The sequence below is a fragment of the Pseudomonas sp. Lz4W genome (assembly GCF_000346225.2).
GTDB classification, from domain to species: Bacteria; Pseudomonadota; Gammaproteobacteria; order Pseudomonadales; family Pseudomonadaceae; genus Aquipseudomonas; species Aquipseudomonas paraversuta.
This window is the reverse complement of the sequence record NZ_CP017432.1, coordinates 1,437,478-1,458,006: the sequence shown is the minus strand read 5'-3', so window position 1 is coordinate 1,458,006 and position 20,529 is coordinate 1,437,478. Positions and strand designations below refer to the sequence as shown.

Below are 20,529 nucleotides of genomic sequence, written 5' to 3'. Positions count from 1 at the left end.
CCTTGTTACTCGGCGTTAGCACTAAGCAACGGTTTGCTGGTGTTCAGATCGTCGCACTTGAGTTTACCCACCATCACCACATCGCCTTCGCGCGGGTAGCGCTTGTCGTCCAGATGGAAAGTGCAGCCCTTGATACTGGGGTGGGACACTTCCAGCATCGGCTGGCGAGCACTCATTTCCAGGGTGAAAAAACCATCCGCTTCGGCAACGCTGCGCCCGGCGTGGTTGCGCACCTGGGCTCCACGCAGCGGCTTGCCGGCGGCATCCTGTACCTGACCCATTACGGTCAGGGTCTGCATGACCTTGACCTGGCGATAGGCCACGCCTCCTTTGTTCAGGTGGTAGCTGGTCATTGACGGGTGAATCGAGGCTGCCGGTGCTTCGCGGCCGGAAAAGTCCAGCTGCAGGTTGCCGGGTTTGTAGGCGGTCACCGGCACAAAGTTGCGCCCGGGCTTGAGCTCAGTGGTGGCACCATTGGTGTCTTGCGCCATCAACCCCAGGTCCGGCAAGTCGGACTCGACATCAATAATCATCCCGGTATGGGCGCCACTGCTGACGCCATTGCCGGCGGTGACCAGCTTGCCGCCACCCATGGCCACGGTGCTTTGCAGGTTGACCCCGCCGCTCAGCCCGCCTTCTAGGGAGGAACGCTGGGCAAACACATCGCCGCGCACCAGGTCGGTGTCAAAGGAAGCTGCACCGTTCAGGCCTACGCCATAACGATCACTCGACACATTGCCGTTGACACTGCTGAACAAGCCGCCTTGCAGGTCCTGGGACACCCCGGCATTGACATACTGGTCACGCCCGCCCGTACTCCCGGTGCGGGTACCGGCACCGACGTTGTAGCGCCGGCCTTCACCGCCCAGGGCCATGGTCAGGGTTACATCGACCCCGCGATTGCGCTGGTTGCCGCTGCTGGCGGTGGCCGGTCGGTCAAACACCGAGGTGCGCCAGCTGGCATTGCTGCCCAGCAATTTGGAGCGCCGATTGAACGACAGGTCCAGCCCCACACCATTGGTCACACCGTTGCTGTATGAAGCACGGGCCGTCAGGCTGTTGATGTCGTCCAGCCGGTGATTGAGGGCGATGGCCGAGTTCTGCTGGGGGCCGGCCTGGGTCTTGAGGTACTTGTCGGCGTTCTGCCAGTTCAGGCTGTGGTTGAACATTATGCTACCGGTGGCATAGTTGCGGATCGCCTGCACATCCAGCCCCATTCCGTACTCACTGGAGTGAAAAACGTTGGCGTAGAGATTGGCGCTATCGCTGGCGTGCCAGTTCAGCGAGCCACCCACGGACCGCTCTTTACCCACCTGCTGCACCATGGCGCCCAATACTGCGCGCGGGTGAGCCAGATAGTTGACCACCCCGCCCACCGCCAGCTCATTGGCATCGTCGGTGCTGTAGCTGTTCAGCAGGTTACGCTGCTGGCCGACAAACGAACTGTAGCGCCAGCGCTCCTGGGCATTGCTCCAGTGCGCAGGTTTATTGATCAGCTCGGTCTCGCTGGACGTGACATTGCCGTCTTCAACCAGACGCACCTCAACCTCGTAAATACCACCAGGCAGGCGCCGGGTATCGATCAGTTGCAAACCGGGCTCTACCGGCTGGGTGTAGATAAGGCTGCCATTGCGATAGATTTCAACCGTGCCCTGGCGATTGGCCGTGACATAGACCGGATAAATGCTCGGGCTGGCACTATCGATGGCCAGGATGTCAGAGGTACCGAGCATTAGCCCGACAATGGTACTGGGCACCGCCCCCGGGGCGCTGGGCTGACGCGCCACGCCCTGGAAGTTGGGCTGGAAAAAACCGGCGCGCACAAATTGATTCTCGTGCTCGCGCTGGCCGTACAGGCTCTGGATCGACTGCCGGGTTTCGGCGCCTTCATAAGTACTGCGGTCCACCTGGTAATTGCCGACCGTGGTCCAGTTACCGATACTGCCCTGGGCATCCACCGAGTAACGGCCATTGGTATCCGTGCCGCTGCCACCAAACACATTGAGCTGGTTACGCAGCACCAGGCCGTGACTGCCACCTTCGGGCAGCTGGTGATAGCGCACTTCTTCAGGGTTGACCTCGGCACCACGGGTTACTAGCGACAACTGCGAGCTTTCCAGACTGTAATGCATGGCCACCAGGCCATTGTCACAGCTGGCAGTGCATTCGCCGAGCGGGCGCGGCTGGCTGAGGTAATCCGTCCAGCGCTGGCGATCCGCGGCGCTGAGCTTGCTGTCGTGAAACTCGCTCATCTCCAGCAATTGAAGGGTGTTATTACGGGACAAGACCACGCGACCATCGCCGAGGAACTTGCCGTCCTGCTCAATCCGCACCGCCAGGGGCAGATCGAAAAAATGTTCAAGGAAGTCTTTCGGAAGACCCTGAGTCTGCTCAAGCAAACTCAGGGAGGACTTCATTTTCATGGGTACTGCTTCAGGGGCTGCTGCCGACGCCTGAACAGAGGCGCAACACAACGCAACTGCAACACTGAGGGCATGCAATTTAAACAAAACAACAGCTCCTTAAAACGGGTGAGGGGAATGAAGCCCCGTTTAAGGAGCTTTACATCAAGTACAGTTGTAACTTTCGAAAATCAAGGCGCTTTAGTGTCAAATACCATGTGCACCGGACCTTCATAGTTACCCACCAAGTAGCCACCGGTTGGTGCGGCAGCTGCAGTGATAGAAAGTTCACGACGTACACCAGCCACAGCATCAGACGCGCTAACTACTTCAACAGCAGCCCCAGCACCTACAGCCAAAGCCACAGTACCAACGGTAACATTCATATCAATAGACTTGGAACCATCCAACAATTGCGGAGCAAAGGTCAAATACGCTTCAACTGAACCCACGCCACCTTTAATTTCCAGCGGACCCTTAACTGGCTTGAAGGTTTTCGGACCACGCTCGTAGACCATCTCCGACTTGGAAGCAGACCAACCGGTCGGATCCCAAACATCAAGAGCGGTAGACGAAGGAACAGTAGCGTACACATCCAGATCAAACGAAACAGGCGCGGCAATGGCAGCACTGGAAGACACAATTACAGCAACAGCAGCAAACAGCGAACGGATTTTCATCGTCACATTTCTCTCGTTAGTAAAGTTCCTGCTCGGAACAAAGGGGTATTGCATTTATTTAAAACCCAAGCGAACCGGTTTATCCAGGCTCCCTTCGATAAGTTTGAATTCGTAGGTATGTTGCTCTGACCGGCTCAATGTTTCACTGCGCTGTGGCAGCAAATGTATTTGTCGCCCCAACTGGCAATCCTTGCCTTTGGCACCACACGCCTTGAAGTCATCCAGCACAACAGTACTATTGCCGTTATTACGCACGACATAGCTATCCGCCGTTTCTTCAATGTCCGTTGCATACTGCGCAGCGGACGGATGCACGATGATGATCGTGCCGAAGCCGGTCATGATACTTACACCCGCAGACAACTCTTTTTCATACTTAATACGCTCTTCAGCTGACAACGCGAAGTCATCCGACTTCTCTGGCATTGCCGGCACATAGCGCACCCGGTAATACCTTTCCCGGGTGCGATCACCGGAATAAAGCAGTCGTGCTGCCTGCTGACCGTTCGCCGGAATAATCAAGCGCGCCGGACTGGCTACCAGACCATCTTTATCCTCACCCAAACGCACATTTTCAACGGCTCGCTCAACCGGCTTGTTATCTGCGCCGTAGACAATCTCACTGATCTCTACCCGGACAAACGCCGTGGCGTCACCACTGTTACGAATACGCTTGAGCAAAGTGCCTTTATCGGAATCAATATAATCAAACATTGAACCGACACTAATTTTAGGGGCTGCCGCCTGTACCGACGACAATGAAAACCCTACACAACATGCAAAAGCCAGCATTACCTTTTTCATCGATTTCTCACTAATTAACTCACCAACTAAACAACCCGGGTATATGCCCGACTCAATTAATCAACATCGTTATACGACAGCAACTCTTGGCCGAATAAAAATCAGGCCGCCCCAGGTTGTCGTTTTTTTATTATTAGTTTGAGAATCACTAAAACTGACAAGTCGCGTTAAACATTCAATCAGCAGCCCGTGAGTGTTACCTGTTGTAACTGCGCTGTTGACGAGGGCGAATCTTATAGACGCCCACCACTCCGAAAAATCGGAAAACTCCTAAAATCTGAAAAAAACCCAATAAAATAGGATGCTGAAACAGTTCATCCTGCCAACACCTCTAGACCAGCCTGCAGCGCCGTAGTAGACGCCTCATTGCCCGGGCTACGCATGACAAGACACACATCGCCAGCAAGCTGGCTCCTACAGAGAGCAGGGTTCATTTAGGACTTTGCCTGCTTGACCGCAGGGGCGACGGTGTTGCTTGGCGGATCGCAGTGTTGCCATCGCCAGCAAGCTGGCTCCTACAGGTAAGCGGAGCGGGTTCAGGTCGGGCTTTGTCTGTTTGACCGCAGGGGCCACGGGGGTGCTTGGCGAACCGCAGTGTTGCCATCGCCAGCAAGCTGGCTCCTACAGGTAGGGGGTCGGGTTCAGTTCGGGGTTTGTCTGTTTGACCGCAGGGACCACGGGGTTGCTTGGCGGATCGCAGTGTTGCCATCGCCAGCAAGCTGGCTCCTACAGGTAAGCGGAGCGGGTTCAGGTCGGGCTTTGTCTGTTTGACCGCAGGGGCCACGGGGGTGCTTGGCGAACCGCAGTGTTGCCATCGCCAGCAAGCTGGCTCCTACAGGTATGGGGGGCGGGTTCAGGTCGGGCTTTGTCTGATTGACCGCAGGGGTCACGGGGTTGCTTGGCGGAACGTAGTGTTGCCATCGCCAGCAAGCTGGCTCCTACAGGTACGGGGGGGGGCGAGTTCAGGTCGGGCTTTGTCTGATTGACCGCAAGGGCCACGGGGTTGCAGCGCTGCCATCGCCAGCAAGCTGGCTCCTACAGATAAGGGCCAGGGGCTGGGTTCAGGCACCGCCAGCACGCTTGCCCCTACTGTGGGAGCCGGCTTGCCGGCGATTCCCGGGCACAACGAAAAAGCCCCTGAAATGCTTGACCATTTCAGGGGCTTCGTCTTGTTCAATAATGGCGGAGAGATAGGGATTCGAACCCTAGGTACTGTCGCCAGTACAACGGATTTCGAATCCGTCCCATTCGGCCACTCTGGCATCTCTCCAACGGCGCGCATCATAACAGCGGTTTATCTTTCTGGCAAAGCCTTATTTCAAAAAAATGCCTGCTATCAATTACTTGCACGCCTTTGGAGCTCAAAACCCTGCGCCACGCAATTTCTTCACGGGCCTGGATAAAGTCGCCCAACCCCTGATGGAAGCGTTCTTTGTTGATTTTACTGGCAGCAGCCTTGCCAGAACCTAAGGGATGTCACCATCCCAGATCACTGTTACATCGCCTTTGTACCGGCTCCCGGCATGTACGATCATCTTCTCCACCCCGTCGCGATCAATTGCAAAATCAAGACTGCCCCTGGCGTTATCCATGTACTGGGTGACATCAATGACAGTCGGTGTGCTGCTGCTCAGTGGAAGGTCTTTAACAGGCCCCCCGGCCATATAGGTGGAAAAACCCGGGGGCAACGTAACCCGAGTGTCTACCGCCACTTGATGACCCACTTCATTTTCCAGTGCGCACTGATTACCAACGGAATATTGACACTGGAGCAGCATTTTGAATGGCATGGATGACCAGAGTGAAAAATTTTGCACTGCCGACAATTTCTCCGGGCGCCGACCACGCTCCAACCATTGCTGCCAACCACCTTGAGGTACCAATGCTAAATGTTGCGAGCCCGCAGGAAATGCCACCTGCAGTACATGAGAAACTTCAAGTATAAAATTCAAGGTCAGGCGGTCATCATCAGGCAACATGACGTCACCGAAGTCCAAATCACCTCCGGGACCTACCGAAAGATCAAGTTGCCCCCGATATACCCCTGACTTCATTGAAAGAGGGTTTGGGGTGATGAGCTGATATATTAAGGTGAAATTTTCGTAGCGGAAATCTTCCAGATCAAACCTGGATATTCTCCCGCAGTTGGCTGGCGGGCCAACGCCCCAGAAAAAGCTATAGAAGGTAGTCGACAGCCTGGAATAGCCAGTACCCGAGCATCCTCCAGCACCCGCATACAACCACGAGCCGCCCACCCAAATGTCAGCGTGCCCGCCCCCGCTTATGGCACCAACACTTTTATTGAACTGGAGGCGCGCTCCAGCCCCGACTATCTGGAATCCCAGCTGCTGGGTTTGGCCATCCGTAGATACAATGGTTACATTCTTGATCTCTGTTGGCATTTTAAACAAGGCTGATTGGCGCAAATCCGCGGCATTGGCCTTTATGTCAGCGGGCAGGGTTTTAATTTTCGGGGCAAGACTATGACGCCCGGCAGCACATGCAATATTTAAACAATGCCCCGTGTCCGGTGTTGTATTAATGAATTTAGTGTTACCCGGATTCCTTGGGTCCGGGGTGAAGACTGCCGTAATATCGATCGATTCTGCCCAACTGAAAGTGGAATTCAGCACCAGCGCCAGCGCGCAGGAAAACCTGGCTATCGCGAGCATCTTCATGGCTTCACATCCACTTTTTTCGAGGCACCACCCTCTATCAAGTTATACGAATATGTTCGCCCGGGCTCTTTGTTGAACGCAAAGTCTTTCCCGGGCCGCAGATGAATCTTGCGGGTGGCCTTGCAGTCAGTGGCCTGGCTCATCGAGCAGTCTTTGAACCCATCCAGTTCTATGGTGCTGTTTCCCGCATTCTCAACGCGGTATTCAATAGCGCTGTTGTGGACCCGGGTAGTGAACCGGGTATTTTCCGGCCTGACGAAAAACACAGAGCCGTAACCGGTCAGTATATTAACGCCGGCCGACATCGAGTTTTTATAGGCTTTGCGCTCCTCCTCGGGCACCGCAAACTGGTCTTCCTTTTCAGGAACGACCGGAACAAATCGCACACGATAGTAACGCTCCACATCCCGATTCCCCAGATAGAGCAGCCGGGTACCTTGCATCCCCTTGCCAGGGATAATCAGTCGCGCCGGGCTCGCCACCAAACCTTTGCGCTCTGCGCTCAAGGGCCCCTGGTTGTCCAGCGCGGTTTCAGTCGCCTTGCCGTCGGCATCAAAGGTCATTTCGTAAATATTGACTCGCACAAAGGCCGTGCTGTCACCGACGTTATTGATGCGCTTGAGATACGAGCTCTTGTCGGAGGCCATATAGTCATAGATGGTGCCGATGTTGATACTGGGCCCTGCCTGGACCGTCGACGCAAACAGGCCCAGGCCCAGCAGGTATAAAAATTTATGCACGAAGGAGATCCTCGGTAAAAAGCCGGCGACCATCAGCGCTTTGATAAACAAAATGTCACCGCCGGCGTTCAACATTTGAATGTGAAGCCGCTTAAGACTGTGGCAGCGGCCTTGGATTTATGAGGTCTGGTCCAGTGGTTTTGGCGTCAGTTGTGCGCCAGTTTTCCGGCCATCGAGCCCTCGACACAGCGCAGGTCGCCAGCCATCAGAACATCGCCTTCGAGCTTCAGAACCTTGGGGTCAAGATCAAACCGGCACAGCACACGCTCGCCACGAACGATTTCAAGGGTCGGGGTGTCAGCACTGAGCTCCATGGAGAAGAACCCGTCTACCTCGGTTACGCCACGGCTGGCGTGGTTGATTACGTGATGTCCTTTCAGTGGCAGGCCATCAGCATCCACCACACGGCCTAACAGGGTCAGGGTATTGATGACGCTGACGCGCTGGTAAGCCACGCCGCCTTTGTTCAAGTGATAGCGGGCGCGGGCAGGCCGAATGGTTGCCGCTGGCGCGTCGACGCCAAGGAAGTCGAGCTGGACTACGCCGTCGCGATAAGCACTGACAGGAATCACGTTGCGGCCCGGGCGCAGAATCGTACCGCTGCCACTCAGGTCGTCAGCCCGCAGCTCCAGATCGTCAATATCCGACTCCACATCGATAATCATGCTGGCCTGATTGCCCGCCTGCTGGCCGCTCAAGGCAATGTTGCCGGCCCCCACTACCAGGCTGCTCGTCAGGTTCAGGCTGCCCGACACTCCCCGGCTGTAAGACGAGCGCTGCACTTGCACATCGCCAGAGGCATAGCGACCTTCAAACTGCGCACTGCCGGCCAGCCCGACACCATAAGTGTCAGTCTGCACGGAGCCGCGGACACTGCGCACCGTGCCCGTTTCAAAGTTTTGCTGATAGCCGAGGGAGGCATTGCGATCTGTATCACCGCTACGCGAAGCGCGGGAGCCGACACTGGCGGTCATACGCTTGCTGGCTTCTCCAAGCGCCATGTTGAAGCTCAGATCGAAACCGCGATTACGCTGATTGCCGCTACTGACAGCAGCAGCCCGGTCAAATACAGAGAACCGCCAGTTAATGTCATTGGCGAACAATTGAGTCGTACGCATCCATCCCAGGTCCAGGCTAATGCCGCTTATCTGGCCTTCGCTATGGGATATTCGGGCGTTAACACTGTTATGCCCTTGCAGGCGGTGGCTGATACTCAGCGCCGAATTGCTGACGTTGCCGTTATAGGGGGAGCGTTGACGTACCCGGCTGCCGTCAAGGAGGGTTTCCCACGTGTTGCGCGTGTCCAGCCAGCTACGATTGTGGCTGGCAACGACACTGCCCGAACTGTAACTGTGCAGCGCTTGCACCTCCATTCCCGTGCCGTGGTCCTGGCTGCGATACACACTGGTGTACAGACTCGTGCGGCTTGCCAGGCCGAGATCCAGAGAAGTGCCGAGTTGATTCTGCCCTTTGGTCTGGCGTGCCGAAACACCGACCACTGCCCGAGGGTGTAACAGATAGTTGACCGCAGTACCGACGGTGGTGTCGCCATCTTCCTGCTTGTCCCAGTTGCTCAGCAGGCTGGTCTCTCGACCAAAAAACACGTTATAGCGCCAGCGCTGGCTGGTATTGCTCCAATTGCTGGGCTTGTACACCAACTCATCGCTCGTGGAGGTGACTATGCCGTCTTCGATAAGTCTGACTTCAATATCGTAGATGCCACCTGGCAGAGGGCGCGTATCAAGGGCCTGCAGACCTGGCGCAACTTGCTGACTGTTGATCAGAACGCCATTACGGTAAATTTCTACGGTTGCTTCACGATTGGCAGTCACAAAAACCGGGTAGACAGAAGGTTGCAGTCCACCTTTGGCCAGACTGTCGGAACTGCCCAGCATGACGCCCAGGGTTGTGTCGGGGCTGTTACCAAATGTACGCGGCTGACGGCTGAGACCCACCGACTCCGGGGTGAAGTACCCCAGGCGCAGAAAGTTGTCGCGCCACTCCCTTTGGCTATGCAGTTCGTACACTGAGTGCATCAGCTGGTTTTCGTCCCCCCCCATCTTGCTAAGCTGGCCTCTGACAGTCTGGGTCCAGTTGCCCAGGCTTGAGACGGCCCCTAGTCCCAGGTGCGCAGCGAGATCCTGGCCCTGCCCGCCAGACAGGTTCAATTGATTACTCAGCATCAACCCCCTGCTACCGCCCTGGGGTTGGGCGTAGTGTTCGGATTCGATGGTTTTGCGCTCGGTTTTGCCGGTAAGTATCGAGACTTCTGAGTTGTTGAGGCTGTAATGCACAGCCAACAGATCTTCTGCACACTGACTTGCACAGGGACCCAGTACGACACCTTGCTGTAACAGCAGTTGCCAGACTTCACGTTCGGCCGGACTAATGTCGCTGTCACGGGTATCCGTAAACTCGATAAGCGTCATGCGCTCGTCCCGGTTTAGAACCACCATGGCCTCACCCAGAACTTGATTATCAAGCATTACCCGTACGGCCAATGGCACGTCAAAGAAATGCTCGTGAAACTCTTTAGGCAACCCGTCTGCCTGAACCAGCAAAGTGGTATAACTAGGTGTTGCTGCGATGGAAGCCTGGCAAAAACTTGCAGCACTTGCAAAGGCAATAGCCAATGACAAATCAGTATACCGACTCACTCCGTAACACCTTGCTTATAGCGGCAAAAAAAACTCCGACATGCGCTGCACACGATGTCGGAGAGAGTCAATCAGTCGCTTACTGCCCGCACCGGTACTGACCGATTACGTGATCGCGCAACAAGCCATACAACCGATGCTCAACAACTTGAACTTAGATGACGGCATCAAAAGACAATTGGACATTGCCCAGATAGCTACCCGACTCATAGCCGGTTGCCGGCCTGGTCGGTATAATTTCCAGATTCACTACTTTTACAGTAGCTGCTTCGGCTGCGGTGAGTACCGTCTGGGCGGTAGTGGTCAACGACTTGCCGTTGAACTTGACATCCAGAACAACACTATTGGCACCCGCAGCCAAGTAAGCCGGGGCCAACAGTTGTGCACTGATTGAGCCTGCAGAATGAACAGCGTCAAATGTTTTAACCAATGAAGCCATTTCTTGAGTGTTTATATTGTAAGAAAGCGCCTGAGTCTCGCCGATCCAGCTGCTGTCACTTGGCAATACATAAAAATCTGCTGTCGGAACGAAGGAAGACAACTGAACCGTATGATTGATCGGTGCAGCATGGGCCTGAACACTCAATACCCCGACAGCAAGTACAAAGGGCGTCAGAATAGTTTTTTTGAAAAGGGACATAGAGACTTCCGAGCCGAGACGTATTACGCCTTAGATTACTTAAAAATACTTAATATTCGTGCCCCGACCGGCCCAACCAAGCATGTCGCGCAACGAGCAGTAACCTTAACGAAACATTCCTAATCGTTATATCGGAATACTCCGAATACCCCTGATATTCCTGATGCCTTTAGTCCACCTAAAAGTATTGATACTTCTTCTGGTGTAAAAATAAACCTGCGTTTTGATAAAACGCGGGAAGCCAGAAGTTATTGCAGGATATACCTGCGCGCAGCAGATCGCTGATGGGGCAGCACGTCTCGGCGTATCGACAGACAGCCTTTATGCGAACGCAGGAAGACACAGCAAGGGGAGGACTTCGACGCCTGAGAGCAGAGCTCGGCGAGTCACTGAAGAGAGATATCGGGTCGTCAGATTGATGCGCATTGAAGGTTTGCGCTCCACGACAGGAAGTACGGAGGCAAACCAGCCTGTGCCTGGCGCGGATGATTCGCCTGTAGCCTGCACTGCCTTTTGGCTTGTGATTGCGGTTGCGATTTGTGTCCGGAACAGCGGTTGGATTGCATTGCCAGGCGACGGCGTACCTGGCGTACGCCGCGCCTCTAACCGACAGCTTGCACTGTCGGCGTGAGGCTCTGGCAGAGGCGGTTGCGCGAACCCGCCTCCAGGCGCTTCATGACCGCTTAAAGCGGGACGCCGAGGCGCTGTGCAACTTCTTCGTAGGCTTCGATCACGTCGCCCAGACCCTGACGGAAGCGGTCCTTGTCCATCTTCTTGCCGGTGGCCTTGTCCCACAGACGGCAGCCGTCCGGACTGAATTCGTCACCCAGCACGATGCTGCCGTCGTGGAATACGCCGAACTCGAGCTTGAAGTCCACCAGCAGCAGGCCGGCGTCATCGAACAGCTTGTTCAGCACTTCATTGACCTTGAGCGACAGTTCTTTCATGCGCACCAGTTGCTCGGCAGTGCCCCAACCGAACGCCACGACGTGGGATTCGTTGATGAACGGGTCGCCCTTGGCGTCGTCCTTGAGGAACAGCTCAAAGGTGTAAGGGTTGAGCTTCATGCCCTCTTCCACACCCAGACGCTTGACCAGACTGCCGGCCGCGTAGTTACGCACAACGCACTCGACCGGAATCATGTCGAGTTTTTTCACCAGGCATTCGTTATCGCCCAGCAGTTTGTCGAATTGGGTCGGCACGCCGGCTTCTTCGAGTTTCTGCATGATGAAGGCGTTGAACTTGTTGTTCACCATGCCTTTGCGGTCCAGCTGTTCGATGCGCTTGCCGTCGAACGCTGAGGTGTCGTTGCGAAACAACAGGATCAAGCGGTTGGCGTCGTCAGTTGTGTAAACCGATTTCGCTTTACCGCGATAGAGTTCTTCACGTTTTTCCATGATGGGCTCCGCATGCTAAGTAGGTGGGCTAGGCGATTGTGCGCCAGTCGAGCCCTGAATCTTGATCGGCCAGTTGCAGCCAGTCCGGGTCGCACCCGAGGGTGTCGACAAAACATTGCCGGGCCAGCTGCGGCAGGTTGTTCTTGCTGCTGAGGTGGGCCAGTACCAGGTGTTGCAGGTGTTTCCAGCCCAACTCGGCCACCAGGCTTGCGGCCTGGTGGTTGTTCAAATGTCCTTCCTGACCACCTACCCGTTGTTTGAGAAACCAGGGGTAGTGACCACGGGCGAGCAGGTCGCGGCAATGGTTGGCCTCGATCATCAACGCGTCCAGGCCGCGATAGCTGTCCAGTACGCCATCGCAGTACGAACCCAGGTCGGTCAGCAGGCCGAAACGCCGCTTGCCGTCACTGAATACGTATTGGGTGGGTTCCTGGGCATCATGGGCAACCAGGGTCACGCTGATGGTCAAGGCACCGATCTGCAACGTTTCGCCACCTGCCACGAAGCCGGCAGGTTCAAGCGGCTTGCGCATCCCGCGCTGGGTACCACGACTCATGTACACCGGCACATTGTAGCGCCGGGACAGCATCCCCACGCCATGCACATGATCAGCATGTTCGTGGGTGACCAGAATCGCGCTCAGCTGGTGCGGGCTGATACCCAGACGCACCAGGCGGCGTTCGGTTTCCCGCAACGAGAAACCGCAATCCACCAGTACACAGGTGCTGTCGCTGGCTACCAGCGTGCCATTCCCTTGGCTACCACTACCGAGAACGGCAAAACGCACAGGATCAGCCCAGGTTGTCTTGAATAACGCCCAACACTTTGCGCGCCACTTCTGGCGGTGCAACCTTGTTGATGTTTTCTTCGACAGTCACCTGCACGCTGTCCCCGACCTTGCTCAGGCGAACCTGATAGCGCTGGGCGCGGGCTTCCACTTCTTCCTTGGCAGGTTTGCTGCCGAAAAGGCTGGAGAAGAAACCGGGTTTCTCGTCCTTCTTCTCGGCTTTTTCGGCCAGGTTGATGTAGTACAGGCCCAAGGTGCGGTTGATATCTTCAACCCGCCACTCGCCCTGTTCAAGTGCGCGACCTACGCCGGACCAGGCACGATCGAGGTCTTCGGTCAGGCTCAATACCGGGTTGCCACTGCCGTCTTCGCTCAGGCTGACGCGGGTCGGGGTGTCAAAATCACGTGCTGCGAGCAACGAAACCGAACCGCCCTTCTCGGCGCTGCGGCTCATGCTGATGAGCATTTCGTCCACCAGTGCCGCGTCCAGGCCGGTATTGACCGAACGCTGGCCGAAATCGACGTTGGCGGTGCTGCCGGCTGGACGATTGGCGCTCACCACATAAATTTCGCTGGTGTTGCGCTGTACGCCCGGCTCGATACGGACCCGCACGCGGGTTTCGCTGTCAGCTGCCAGGCCACTGGTGCCGAGGTGGCGAGCCATTGGCGCGGACAGTTCGTCAGCGCGCTGCCAGGTGGTGGTGAACTCGCCGGTTTGCGGGCGCTGCTCATCGATACGGAAGCCGTTGTCCTGGAAGAACTGCATCGCTACCGGCCAGACTTCTGACGGTACGTGCTGCGCCATCACCCAACGGCTGTCGCCGCTTCTTTGCAGGGTGTAGTCGCTGGCACCGGCAACTGTCGCCAGCGGCAATGGCCGCGGAACCTCGAACTCGCCCTTGACGGTGTCATCGGGCACGTTGCTCGGGATCGGCAACAGCGGCACAAGGCGCTTGTCAGTCACTACACCTGGCGGCAGTTTCATTGGAGCGGTTTGTTGCGCCTCCAGATAGTCGCTGCCACGGTCCCGGAAGTACCCGTCTGGACCCCACAGCCAACCGCAGCCGCTGGTGCTCGAAATAATCACGGCTAGTGCGGAAAGTCCGGCCAATCGCTTCATGCGTAATGCTTCCTCAATTAAACCAAAACACCGGACTGGCGCAGGGCCTGACGCAGCGGTTCGTGGCAGGGTGCGCTGAGCCAGGTGAGCGGCAGACGGATACCGTCCGGCATCAAGCCCATTTCATGCAGCGCCCATTTCACGGGGATAGGGTTGGATTCGATAAACAGGGTTTTATTGAGCGGCATCAGCTTTTCGTGAATCGCGCGGGCGGTGACGGCGTCACCACGCATCGCAGCGGCGCACAGTTCGCTCATGGCACGCGGGGCGACGTTGGCGGTCACCGAGATATTGCCCTTGCCGCCGAGCAGGATCAGCTCGACTGCGGTGGCGTCATCACCGGAGTACACCAGGAAGTCATCGCTGACACCGGCCAGGATGGCAGTGACGCGCGACAGGTCGCCGGTGGCTTCCTTGATGCCGATGATGTTCGGCACGCTCGACAGGCGCACAACCGTGGCCGGCAGCATGTCGCAGGCGGTACGGCCCGGCACGTTGTAGAGGATCTGCGGGATGTCGACCGCTTCGGCGATGGCCTTGAAGTGCTGGTACAGCCCTTCCTGGGTCGGCTTGTTGTAATACGGTGTGACCAGCAGGCACGCATCGGCGCCGGCAGCCTTGGCATTGGTGGTCAGCTCGATCGCTTCACGCGTCGAGTTGGCGCCCGTGCCGGCAATGACCGGGATACGTCCTGCCACCTGTTTGACCACGTGACGAATCACTTCAATGTGTTCGTTCACATCGAGCGTTGCCGATTCACCTGTAGTGCCAACGGCAACAATGGCGTTGGTGCCCTCTTGCAGGTGAAAGTCCACCAGTTTGCGCAGTGCGTCCCAGTCCAGACGGCCTTGTGCATCCATAGGTGTGACCAGTGCCACCATACTGCCCGCAATCATGCAACCGCTCCTGCCGGAAAAAGAGAGCCGTAATGGTACTGGCGCCATGACCCTTGCACAAGCAACAGCGCGCCCGATGAGCATTCCCCTTGGCGCTGCTTTTCGCTACCCTTCAGCCTTTGATTGGTACTGATGAGTGCGCAAGGCTGTTTCACAGGTCTTTATCCACCGCCAAAAGCCCGCCCCAAACACCGCCAGGAGCGGTTTGCAGAGCCTGCAGACTGTCTACGACGGCGTATTGGCAGGGTTCAGGCATTTGTTGAGAGCCTGCTAGTCGCGACGCATTCATCCACCGTACTGACCGCTCATCGCTTTAGGAAGGTTGCATGTCCACCCCCACAGTCCGCGAACAATTCCTTGTCATCAGTGCCCTTGGCGCCAACCCAATGGAGCTGACTAACGTCCTGTGCCGCGCCAGCCATGAAAATCGCTGCGCCGTCGTGACCTCCCGCCTCACTCGCCACGGCGAATGCAGCGCACTGGTTCTGGAAATCACTGGCAGCTGGGATGCCCTGGCCCGCCTTGAAGCCGGCTTGCCCGCACTGGCCAAAAAACACGCGTTCAGCGTCAATGTGGTGCGCAGTGCCGCCCTTGAGACCCGCCCGCAGGCGCTGCCGTACGTGGCCTATGTCAGCTCGGCCTACCGCTCGGACATCATCAACGAGCTGTGCCAGTTCTTCATGGACCACAACGTCGAACTTGAAAACCTGACCTGCGACACCTATCAGGCGCCGCAAACCGGCGGCACCATGCTCAACGCAACTTTCACCGTGACCTTGCCGGCCGGTATCCAGATCAGCTGGTTGCGCGATCAGTTCCTGGACTTCGCCGACGCGCTGAACCTCGATGCGCTGATCGAACCCTGGCGCCCACAAAACCCAATGTAAGGAAGCTCCCCCCATGGCCGTTGCAATTGACCAACCCGTAGGCGACTTCCAGATCCCGGCTACCAGTGAGCAAACCGTCAGTCTGGCGGCACTCAAGGGCAAGCAGGTGGTGATTTACTTTTACCCCAAGGACAGCACGCCGGGCTGCACCACTGAAGGCCAGGGCTTTCGTGACCACTACGCCGAATTCCAGGCGGCCAACACCGAAGTGTTTGGCGTGTCGCGCGACAGCCTCAAGTCCCATGAGAACTTCAAGGCCAAGCAGGGTTTTCCGTTCGAATTGCTGAGCGACAAGGACGAAGCCCTGTGCCAGCTGTTTGACGTGATCAAGCTGAAGAAGCTGTACGGCAAGGAATACCTGGGCGTGGACCGCAGCACGTTCCTGATCGACAAGAACGGCGTGTTGCGTCACGAATGGCGCGGCGTGAAAGTGCCCGGCCATGTTGAAGCAGTGCTGGAACAGGCCAGGGCGCTGAACCAGGCCTGATACTCCCGCAGCAGGAGCGAGCTTGCCTCGCGATCTTTTAAAAGATCAAAAGCTCGCCCCTGCAGGGTCACAGGACCTTACTGACGTACCAGCCGCAGGTTCTGGAATTCGACCGCTTCGGTACTGCGGTACGGGTTGATATCCAGCCCGCCACGACGCACATAGCGCGCATAGACGGTCAATTTTTCCGGCTTGAGCAAACGCTGCAGGTCGAGAAAAATCCGCTCCACGCATTGCTCATGGAAATCCGAGTGCTGACGGAAGCTCACCAGATACGCCAGCAAACTGGCGTGATCCAGTGCCGCTCCACGGTACTCCACCACCACTGTGCCCCAGTCAGGCTGACTGGTGACCGGGCAGTTGGATTTGAGCAGGTGGCTGTAGACGCTTTCTTCGATCACCCGCGTCTCATCGCACTTGAGCAATTCAGGTCGCGGCTGCTGGTAATCGCTGACACTGATGTCCAGATCATCGATACACAGACCGGGCAAAACCCCGGTGCCATCTGCCTGAACCTCATCCAGGCTACGCACGCGCACGCCGACGGGCTTGCCGGATGCGGCTGACAAATCTGCCTGCAACGTCTGCACCAGGCTTGGTGTATCGGCGAAAACGCTCTGATTGAGCGAGTTCAGGTACAGCTTGAAAGACTTGGACTCGACGATGTTCGGCGAATCGGCGGCAAAGCAGAACTCGCCAATGGCCACCACCGGCTTGCCTGACGGCAACAACCATGAGAGCTCGAAGCAATTCCAGAAGTCCACCCCGACATACGGCAGGGTCTCGGCGCTGAGCCCCAGCTCGGCCCATTTCGCCGCACGCGGGATAGGGAACAGCAAGGACGGGGTGTAGGTACTGATGTATTCACTGGACTTGCCCAGCGGCGAATGTTCGGCTGCGGGATGCATGACAAAAACCTGGCTAGAAAAACCCGGCAATTCTATCGGGTTTACGCCAGGCTTTCAGCGCCAGCAGACGATCAGGGCTGATTAAGGCTCAACTTTGACCTTGCCGACCATTCCGGCCTGGTAGTGACCGGGCACATTGCAGGCAAACTCCAGGTTGTCGGCGCGACTGAAGGTCCAGGTCAGCTCGGCAGTTTTACCCGGCCCGACCAGCACACTGTTGGGGTCGTCGTGCTGCATGCCCATGGCGCCGTGGTCCATGCCGGCGTGACTCATCCCGGTCGGCGTGAGCATGCCGCTTTGCTGCATTGCGAGCATTTCTTTCTGGTGCGCCCCGTGCATGGCTGCATTGCCCAGGTTGAATTCGTGCAACAACTGCCCTTTATTGACCAGTACAAAACGCACGGTCTCCCCTGCTTTCACGTCCAGTGATGTGGGAGTGAAGGCAATATCGGTCATATCCACTTGCACGGTGCGCGTGGCACTGGCGGCCGGGGCCGGCTGACCAAAATCAAAATGGCCGGCAGGCGCTGCCAGCACCGGCACGCTCAACATCAATAAACAACCCGCGAGGGCCAAACGGTTACGCGCAGTCATACTGACTCCCGGGAATGTACAAATTTTCAACGACTTTAGAACTGCGCCGCTGGCATTCAACTGACCGTAAGATTACAACTTTGTCAGCTTGCCCCTGCCCGCCCAAGGCCAATGTATAAGGCTGAGGATATTTTTGTGATGAGCCACCGATGAAATTGCTGATAGTCGAAGACCAGGCCAAAACCGGCCAGTACCTGCGCCAGGGCTTGAGCGAAGCCGGGTTTACCACCGAACTGGCCGCTGACGGCATCACCGGCCAGCACCTGGCCCTGACCGGCGATTACTCATTGCTGATTCTCGATGTAATGCTCCCGGGCCGTGACGGCTGGCAAATACTGCAAGCGGTGCGCAGTGCGGGGTTGGACATGCCGGTGCTGTTCCTGACCGCCCGCGACGCCGTCGAAGACCGCGTGCACGGTCTGGAACTGGGGGCAGACGATTATCTGGTCAAGCCCTTCGCCTTTTCCGAGCTGCTGGCCCGGGTGCGCAGCTTGCTGCGCCGCGGCAGCAGCACCACGCAAGAGACCCACCTGCAACTGGCCGACCTGCGCCTGGACCTGATCCGGCGCCGGGTTGAGCGCAATGGCCAGCGCATCGACCTCACCGCCAAAGAGTTCGCCCTGCTGGAGTTGCTGATGCGACGCCAGGGAGAAGTACTGCCCAAGTCCCTGATCGCCTCACAAGTGTGGGACATGAATTTCGACAGCGACACCAACGTTATCGAAGTCGCGATACGCCGCCTGCGCCTGAAAATCGATGACAGCCATGAACACAAACTGATCCACACCGTGCGCGGCATGGGTTACGTGCTGGAAGAGCGTGCTCCGTGATCCGTCGCCTGTCCCTGAGCAGCCGCCTGGCCCTGCTGTTTGCCGGCTGCACGGCGGTGGTTTCACTGTTTGCCGGGGTGCTGTTCGGGCGCGCCAGCGAGGTACATTTCGTCGAACTCGACCAACAGCTGATGGAAAGCCGCCTCACCGTGCTGCGCGACACCCTGCAAGGCGCCGACACCCTGGAAGGTTTCACCCGGCGCCTGCCCGCCCTGCTCCTGCACCTCAACCAGCAACCAGACCTGACGGTGCGGGTGCGCGGCCCGGACGGGCACCTGTGGTTTGACAGCGCGCCAAGTTTGCCGGAACAGCTTGCTGTGCGCCCCGGGCTTGGCAGCCTGCAAATCAACGGCATTGATTACCGGGTTCTGAACCCGATTCCTGACACACAAAACGCACCGCGCCTGACACTGCTGCTGGACATCACCCACCATCAACACTTCCTGCAGCGCATGCAGCACCTGATCTGGATGACGGTCGGCCTCTCGGCGCTGGCTACCGCCATTCTGGGGGCCTGGGCTGCCCGTAGCGGCCTGCGCCCGTTGCGGCGCATGAGCGCGATTGCAGCCAGCGTCTCGGCCGACTCCCTCAACGCACGGCTGCCCCAGCAGCAGATGCCCGCCGAGCTGGCAGAACTGGCCAGCGCCTTCAACGCCATGCTGGAACGGCTGGATGATTCATTTCAGCGACTGTCTGCGTTCTCCGCCGATATTGCCCATGAACTGCGGACCCCGCTGTCGAACCTGCTGACCCATACCCAGGTCACCCTGACCCGGCCCCGGGGCATCGATGAGTACCGCGAGGCCCTGCACAGCAACCTCGAAGAACTGCAGTGGATGGCACAACTGGTCAACGACATGCTGTATCTGGCCAAGGCTGACCATGGCCTGCTCACTCCGCGCCGCGAGCCGCTGGATCTGGGCCGCGAGGTGGACGCTTTACTGGAGTTTTATGCACTGCTGGCCGAGGACTCGCAAATAGCCTTGACCCGCGAAGGAAACGGACAGATTGCAGGCGATCGCAGCATGTTGCGCCGCGCGCTGTCCAACCTGCTGGATAACGCCTTGCGTTACACGCCGGGGGGTGGAGCCATCAAGGTGCTAATCGAAGAAACGGCGAGCCACGTGCGCATCAGCATCGAAAACACCGGAGCTGGGATCGCTGCCGAGTTGCTGCCACGCCTGTTTGATCGCTTCTACCGGGTCGATCCGGCACGGCGCGAAGGCAGCAGCGAGCATGCGGGGCTGGGGCTGGCCATCACCCAGTCAATCATTCGCGCCCATGGCGGGCAGATCAGGTGTGAAGCCCAGGAAGGCGTGACACGGTTCGTGCTTGAACTGCCCGCTATCAAGGCCGTGAGCACCTGACGCCTCCTGTAGGAGCGAGCTTTTCAACACGCAGGAAGAGCTCGCGAGCAAGCTCGCTCCTACAGGTCAGGGTAAGGGCGGTCAGGAGTAGCGCAGCCCATGGGCCGGCTGGATTTTCGCCGCGCGATACGGCTGGGAATTGAGCGGCCGTATGTACTGTAGGAGCGAGCTTTTCAGCACTCAGGAAGAGCTCGCGAGACAAGCTCGCTCCTACAGGTCAGGTCAAGGGCGGTCAGGAGCAGCGCAGCGCGTGGGCCGGCTGGATTTTCGCCGCGCGATACGGCTGGAAATTGAACGCTCGTACGTACTGTAGGAGCGAGCTTGCTCGCGAGCTTTTCAGCACTCAGAAAAAGCTCGCTCCTACAGGTCAGGTCAAGGGCGGCCAGGAGTAGCGCAGCCCATGGGCCAGCTGGATTTTCGCCGCGCGATACGGCTGGAAATTGAACGGCCGTACGTACTGTAGGAAGCTCGCTCCTACAGGTCAGGTTAAGGGCGGCCAGGAGTAGCGCAGCCCATGGGCCAGCTGGATTTTCGCCGCGCGATACGGCTGGAAATTGAACGGCCGTACGTACTGTAGGAGCGAGCTTGTCTCGCGAGCTTTTCAATACGCAGAAAGAGCTCGCGAGCAAGCTCGCTCCTACAGGTCAGGCTAAGG

The 20,529-nt window shown here is 57.5% G+C and carries 17 protein-coding genes and 1 tRNA gene; 4 read left to right on the top strand and 14 right to left on the bottom strand.

Annotated features, from left to right (window positions below; translation table 11 throughout):
• Positions 1–5 precede the first annotated feature (5 nt).
• From B195_RS07015 to dapA, 12 genes are all read right to left on the bottom strand, one after another.
• Positions 6–2,423, bottom strand: a complete 2,418-nt coding sequence (locus B195_RS07015) for a TcfC E-set like domain-containing protein (protein WP_003446693.1) — start codon at positions 2,421–2,423, stop codon at positions 6–8.
• A gap of 170 nt (positions 2,424–2,593) precedes the next feature.
• The gene (locus tag B195_RS07010; RefSeq protein ID WP_003446692.1) at positions 2,594–3,082 is read right to left on the bottom strand and encodes a CS1 type fimbrial major subunit; all 489 of its coding nucleotides are present in this window, start codon (positions 3,080–3,082) and stop codon (positions 2,594–2,596) included.
• A 54-nt stretch (positions 3,083–3,136) separates the two neighbouring features.
• On the bottom strand, positions 3,137–3,886 hold the full coding sequence (locus tag B195_RS07005; protein ID WP_037001927.1) for a pilus assembly protein: 750 nt from the start codon (positions 3,884–3,886) through the stop codon (positions 3,137–3,139).
• Positions 3,887–5,066: 1,180 nt separating this feature from the next.
• A tRNA-Ser gene (locus B195_RS07000) sits at positions 5,067–5,156 on the bottom strand.
• Positions 5,157–5,352: 196 nt separating this feature from the next.
• A complete protein-coding gene (locus tag B195_RS06995; protein WP_003446687.1) occupies positions 5,353–6,564 on the bottom strand; it encodes a hypothetical protein in 1,212 nt (403 codons plus the stop codon).
• Entirely contained in the window at positions 6,561–7,304 is a 744-nt protein-coding gene (locus B195_RS06990; protein WP_191985178.1) for a molecular chaperone, read from the bottom strand. Before B195_RS06990 ends, B195_RS06995 begins: the two co-directional genes overlap by 4 nt.
• A 146-nt stretch (positions 7,305–7,450) precedes the next feature.
• Positions 7,451–9,961: a TcfC E-set like domain-containing protein gene (locus B195_RS06985; RefSeq protein ID WP_037001925.1), complete on the bottom strand. Its 2,511-nt coding sequence runs from the start codon at positions 9,959–9,961 to the stop codon at positions 7,451–7,453.
• 154 nt (positions 9,962–10,115) lie between these two features.
• A complete protein-coding gene (locus tag B195_RS06980) occupies positions 10,116–10,601 on the bottom strand; it encodes a CS1 type fimbrial major subunit (protein WP_003446680.1) in 486 nt (161 codons plus the stop codon).
• A 683-nt stretch (positions 10,602–11,284) separates the two neighbouring features.
• Complete coding sequence (gene purC, locus B195_RS06975) at positions 11,285–11,998, bottom strand: phosphoribosylaminoimidazolesuccinocarboxamide synthase (RefSeq protein WP_003446678.1); 714 nt, start codon at positions 11,996–11,998, stop codon at positions 11,285–11,287.
• A gap of 28 nt (positions 11,999–12,026) precedes the next feature.
• Positions 12,027–12,785 (bottom strand): MBL fold metallo-hydrolase, encoded by a 759-nt coding sequence (locus tag B195_RS06970; protein ID WP_003446676.1) that lies wholly within the window; start codon positions 12,783–12,785, stop codon positions 12,027–12,029.
• Between the two features lie 4 nt (positions 12,786–12,789).
• Positions 12,790–13,905: an outer membrane protein assembly factor BamC gene (gene bamC, locus B195_RS06965; RefSeq protein ID WP_003446674.1), complete on the bottom strand. Its 1,116-nt coding sequence runs from the start codon at positions 13,903–13,905 to the stop codon at positions 12,790–12,792.
• 17 nt (positions 13,906–13,922) lie between these two features.
• Entirely contained in the window at positions 13,923–14,801 is an 879-nt protein-coding gene (gene dapA, locus B195_RS06960; RefSeq protein WP_003446672.1) for a 4-hydroxy-tetrahydrodipicolinate synthase, read from the bottom strand.
• A 326-nt stretch (positions 14,802–15,127) separates the two neighbouring features.
• Here dapA and B195_RS06955 point away from each other — a divergent pair, with 326 nt between their 5' ends.
• Entirely contained in the window at positions 15,128–15,688 is a 561-nt protein-coding gene (locus tag B195_RS06955; RefSeq protein ID WP_003446670.1) for a glycine cleavage system protein R, read from the top strand.
• 13 nt (positions 15,689–15,701) lie between these two features.
• Positions 15,702–16,175, top strand: a complete 474-nt coding sequence (locus B195_RS06950) for a peroxiredoxin (protein ID WP_003446668.1) — start codon at positions 15,702–15,704, stop codon at positions 16,173–16,175.
• A gap of 77 nt (positions 16,176–16,252) precedes the next feature.
• Here the strand turns inward: B195_RS06950 and queF are convergent, their stop codons facing one another.
• Both queF and B195_RS06940 read right to left on the bottom strand, forming a co-directional pair.
• Positions 16,253–17,083 carry an NADPH-dependent 7-cyano-7-deazaguanine reductase QueF gene (queF, locus tag B195_RS06945; RefSeq protein WP_003446667.1) on the bottom strand — a complete coding sequence of 277 codons (831 nt, stop codon included), beginning with the start codon at positions 17,081–17,083 and terminating at the stop codon, positions 16,253–16,255.
• An 81-nt stretch (positions 17,084–17,164) separates the two neighbouring features.
• Positions 17,165–17,677 (bottom strand): plastocyanin/azurin family copper-binding protein, encoded by a 513-nt coding sequence (locus tag B195_RS06940; RefSeq protein ID WP_003446665.1) that lies wholly within the window; start codon positions 17,675–17,677, stop codon positions 17,165–17,167.
• 149 nt (positions 17,678–17,826) lie between these two features.
• Here B195_RS06940 and B195_RS06935 point away from each other — a divergent pair, with 149 nt between their 5' ends.
• The gene (locus tag B195_RS06935; protein WP_003446663.1) at positions 17,827–18,507 is read left to right on the top strand and encodes a heavy metal response regulator transcription factor; all 681 of its coding nucleotides are present in this window, start codon (positions 17,827–17,829) and stop codon (positions 18,505–18,507) included.
• A complete protein-coding gene (locus tag B195_RS06930) occupies positions 18,507–19,874 on the top strand; it encodes a heavy metal sensor histidine kinase (RefSeq protein WP_037001936.1) in 1,368 nt (455 codons plus the stop codon). The genes B195_RS06935 and B195_RS06930 overlap by 1 nt, the downstream gene beginning before the upstream one ends.
• The last annotated feature ends 655 nt before the right edge of the window (positions 19,875–20,529 follow it).

Bases quoted from the DNA above. Each gene is read 5' to 3' on its own strand.
- B195_RS07015 (WP_003446693.1), bottom strand. From the start codon at position 2,423: ATGAAAATGAAGTCCTCCCTGAGTTTGCTTGAGCAGACTCAGGGTCTT.
- B195_RS07010 (WP_003446692.1), bottom strand. From the start codon at position 3,082: ATGAAAATCCGTTCGCTGTTTGCTGCTGTTGCTGTAATTGTGTCTTCC.
- B195_RS07005 (WP_037001927.1), bottom strand. From the start codon at position 3,886: ATGAAAAAGGTAATGCTGGCTTTTGCATGTTGTGTAGGGTTTTCATTG.
- B195_RS06995 (WP_003446687.1), bottom strand. From the start codon at position 6,564: ATGAAGATGCTCGCGATAGCCAGGTTTTCCTGCGCGCTGGCGCTGGTG.
- B195_RS06980 (WP_003446680.1), bottom strand. From the start codon at position 10,601: ATGTCCCTTTTCAAAAAAACTATTCTGACGCCCTTTGTACTTGCTGTC.
- purC (WP_003446678.1), bottom strand. From the start codon at position 11,998: ATGGAAAAACGTGAAGAACTCTATCGCGGTAAAGCGAAATCGGTTTAC.
- bamC (WP_003446674.1), bottom strand. From the start codon at position 13,905: ATGAAGCGATTGGCCGGACTTTCCGCACTAGCCGTGATTATTTCGAGC.
- dapA (WP_003446672.1), bottom strand. From the start codon at position 14,801: ATGATTGCGGGCAGTATGGTGGCACTGGTCACACCTATGGATGCACAA.
- B195_RS06955 (WP_003446670.1), top strand. From the start codon at position 15,128: ATGTCCACCCCCACAGTCCGCGAACAATTCCTTGTCATCAGTGCCCTT.
- B195_RS06950 (WP_003446668.1), top strand. From the start codon at position 15,702: ATGGCCGTTGCAATTGACCAACCCGTAGGCGACTTCCAGATCCCGGCT.
- queF (WP_003446667.1), bottom strand. From the start codon at position 17,083: ATGCATCCCGCAGCCGAACATTCGCCGCTGGGCAAGTCCAGTGAATAC.
- B195_RS06940 (WP_003446665.1), bottom strand. From the start codon at position 17,677: ATGACTGCGCGTAACCGTTTGGCCCTCGCGGGTTGTTTATTGATGTTG.
- B195_RS06935 (WP_003446663.1), top strand. From the start codon at position 17,827: ATGAAATTGCTGATAGTCGAAGACCAGGCCAAAACCGGCCAGTACCTG.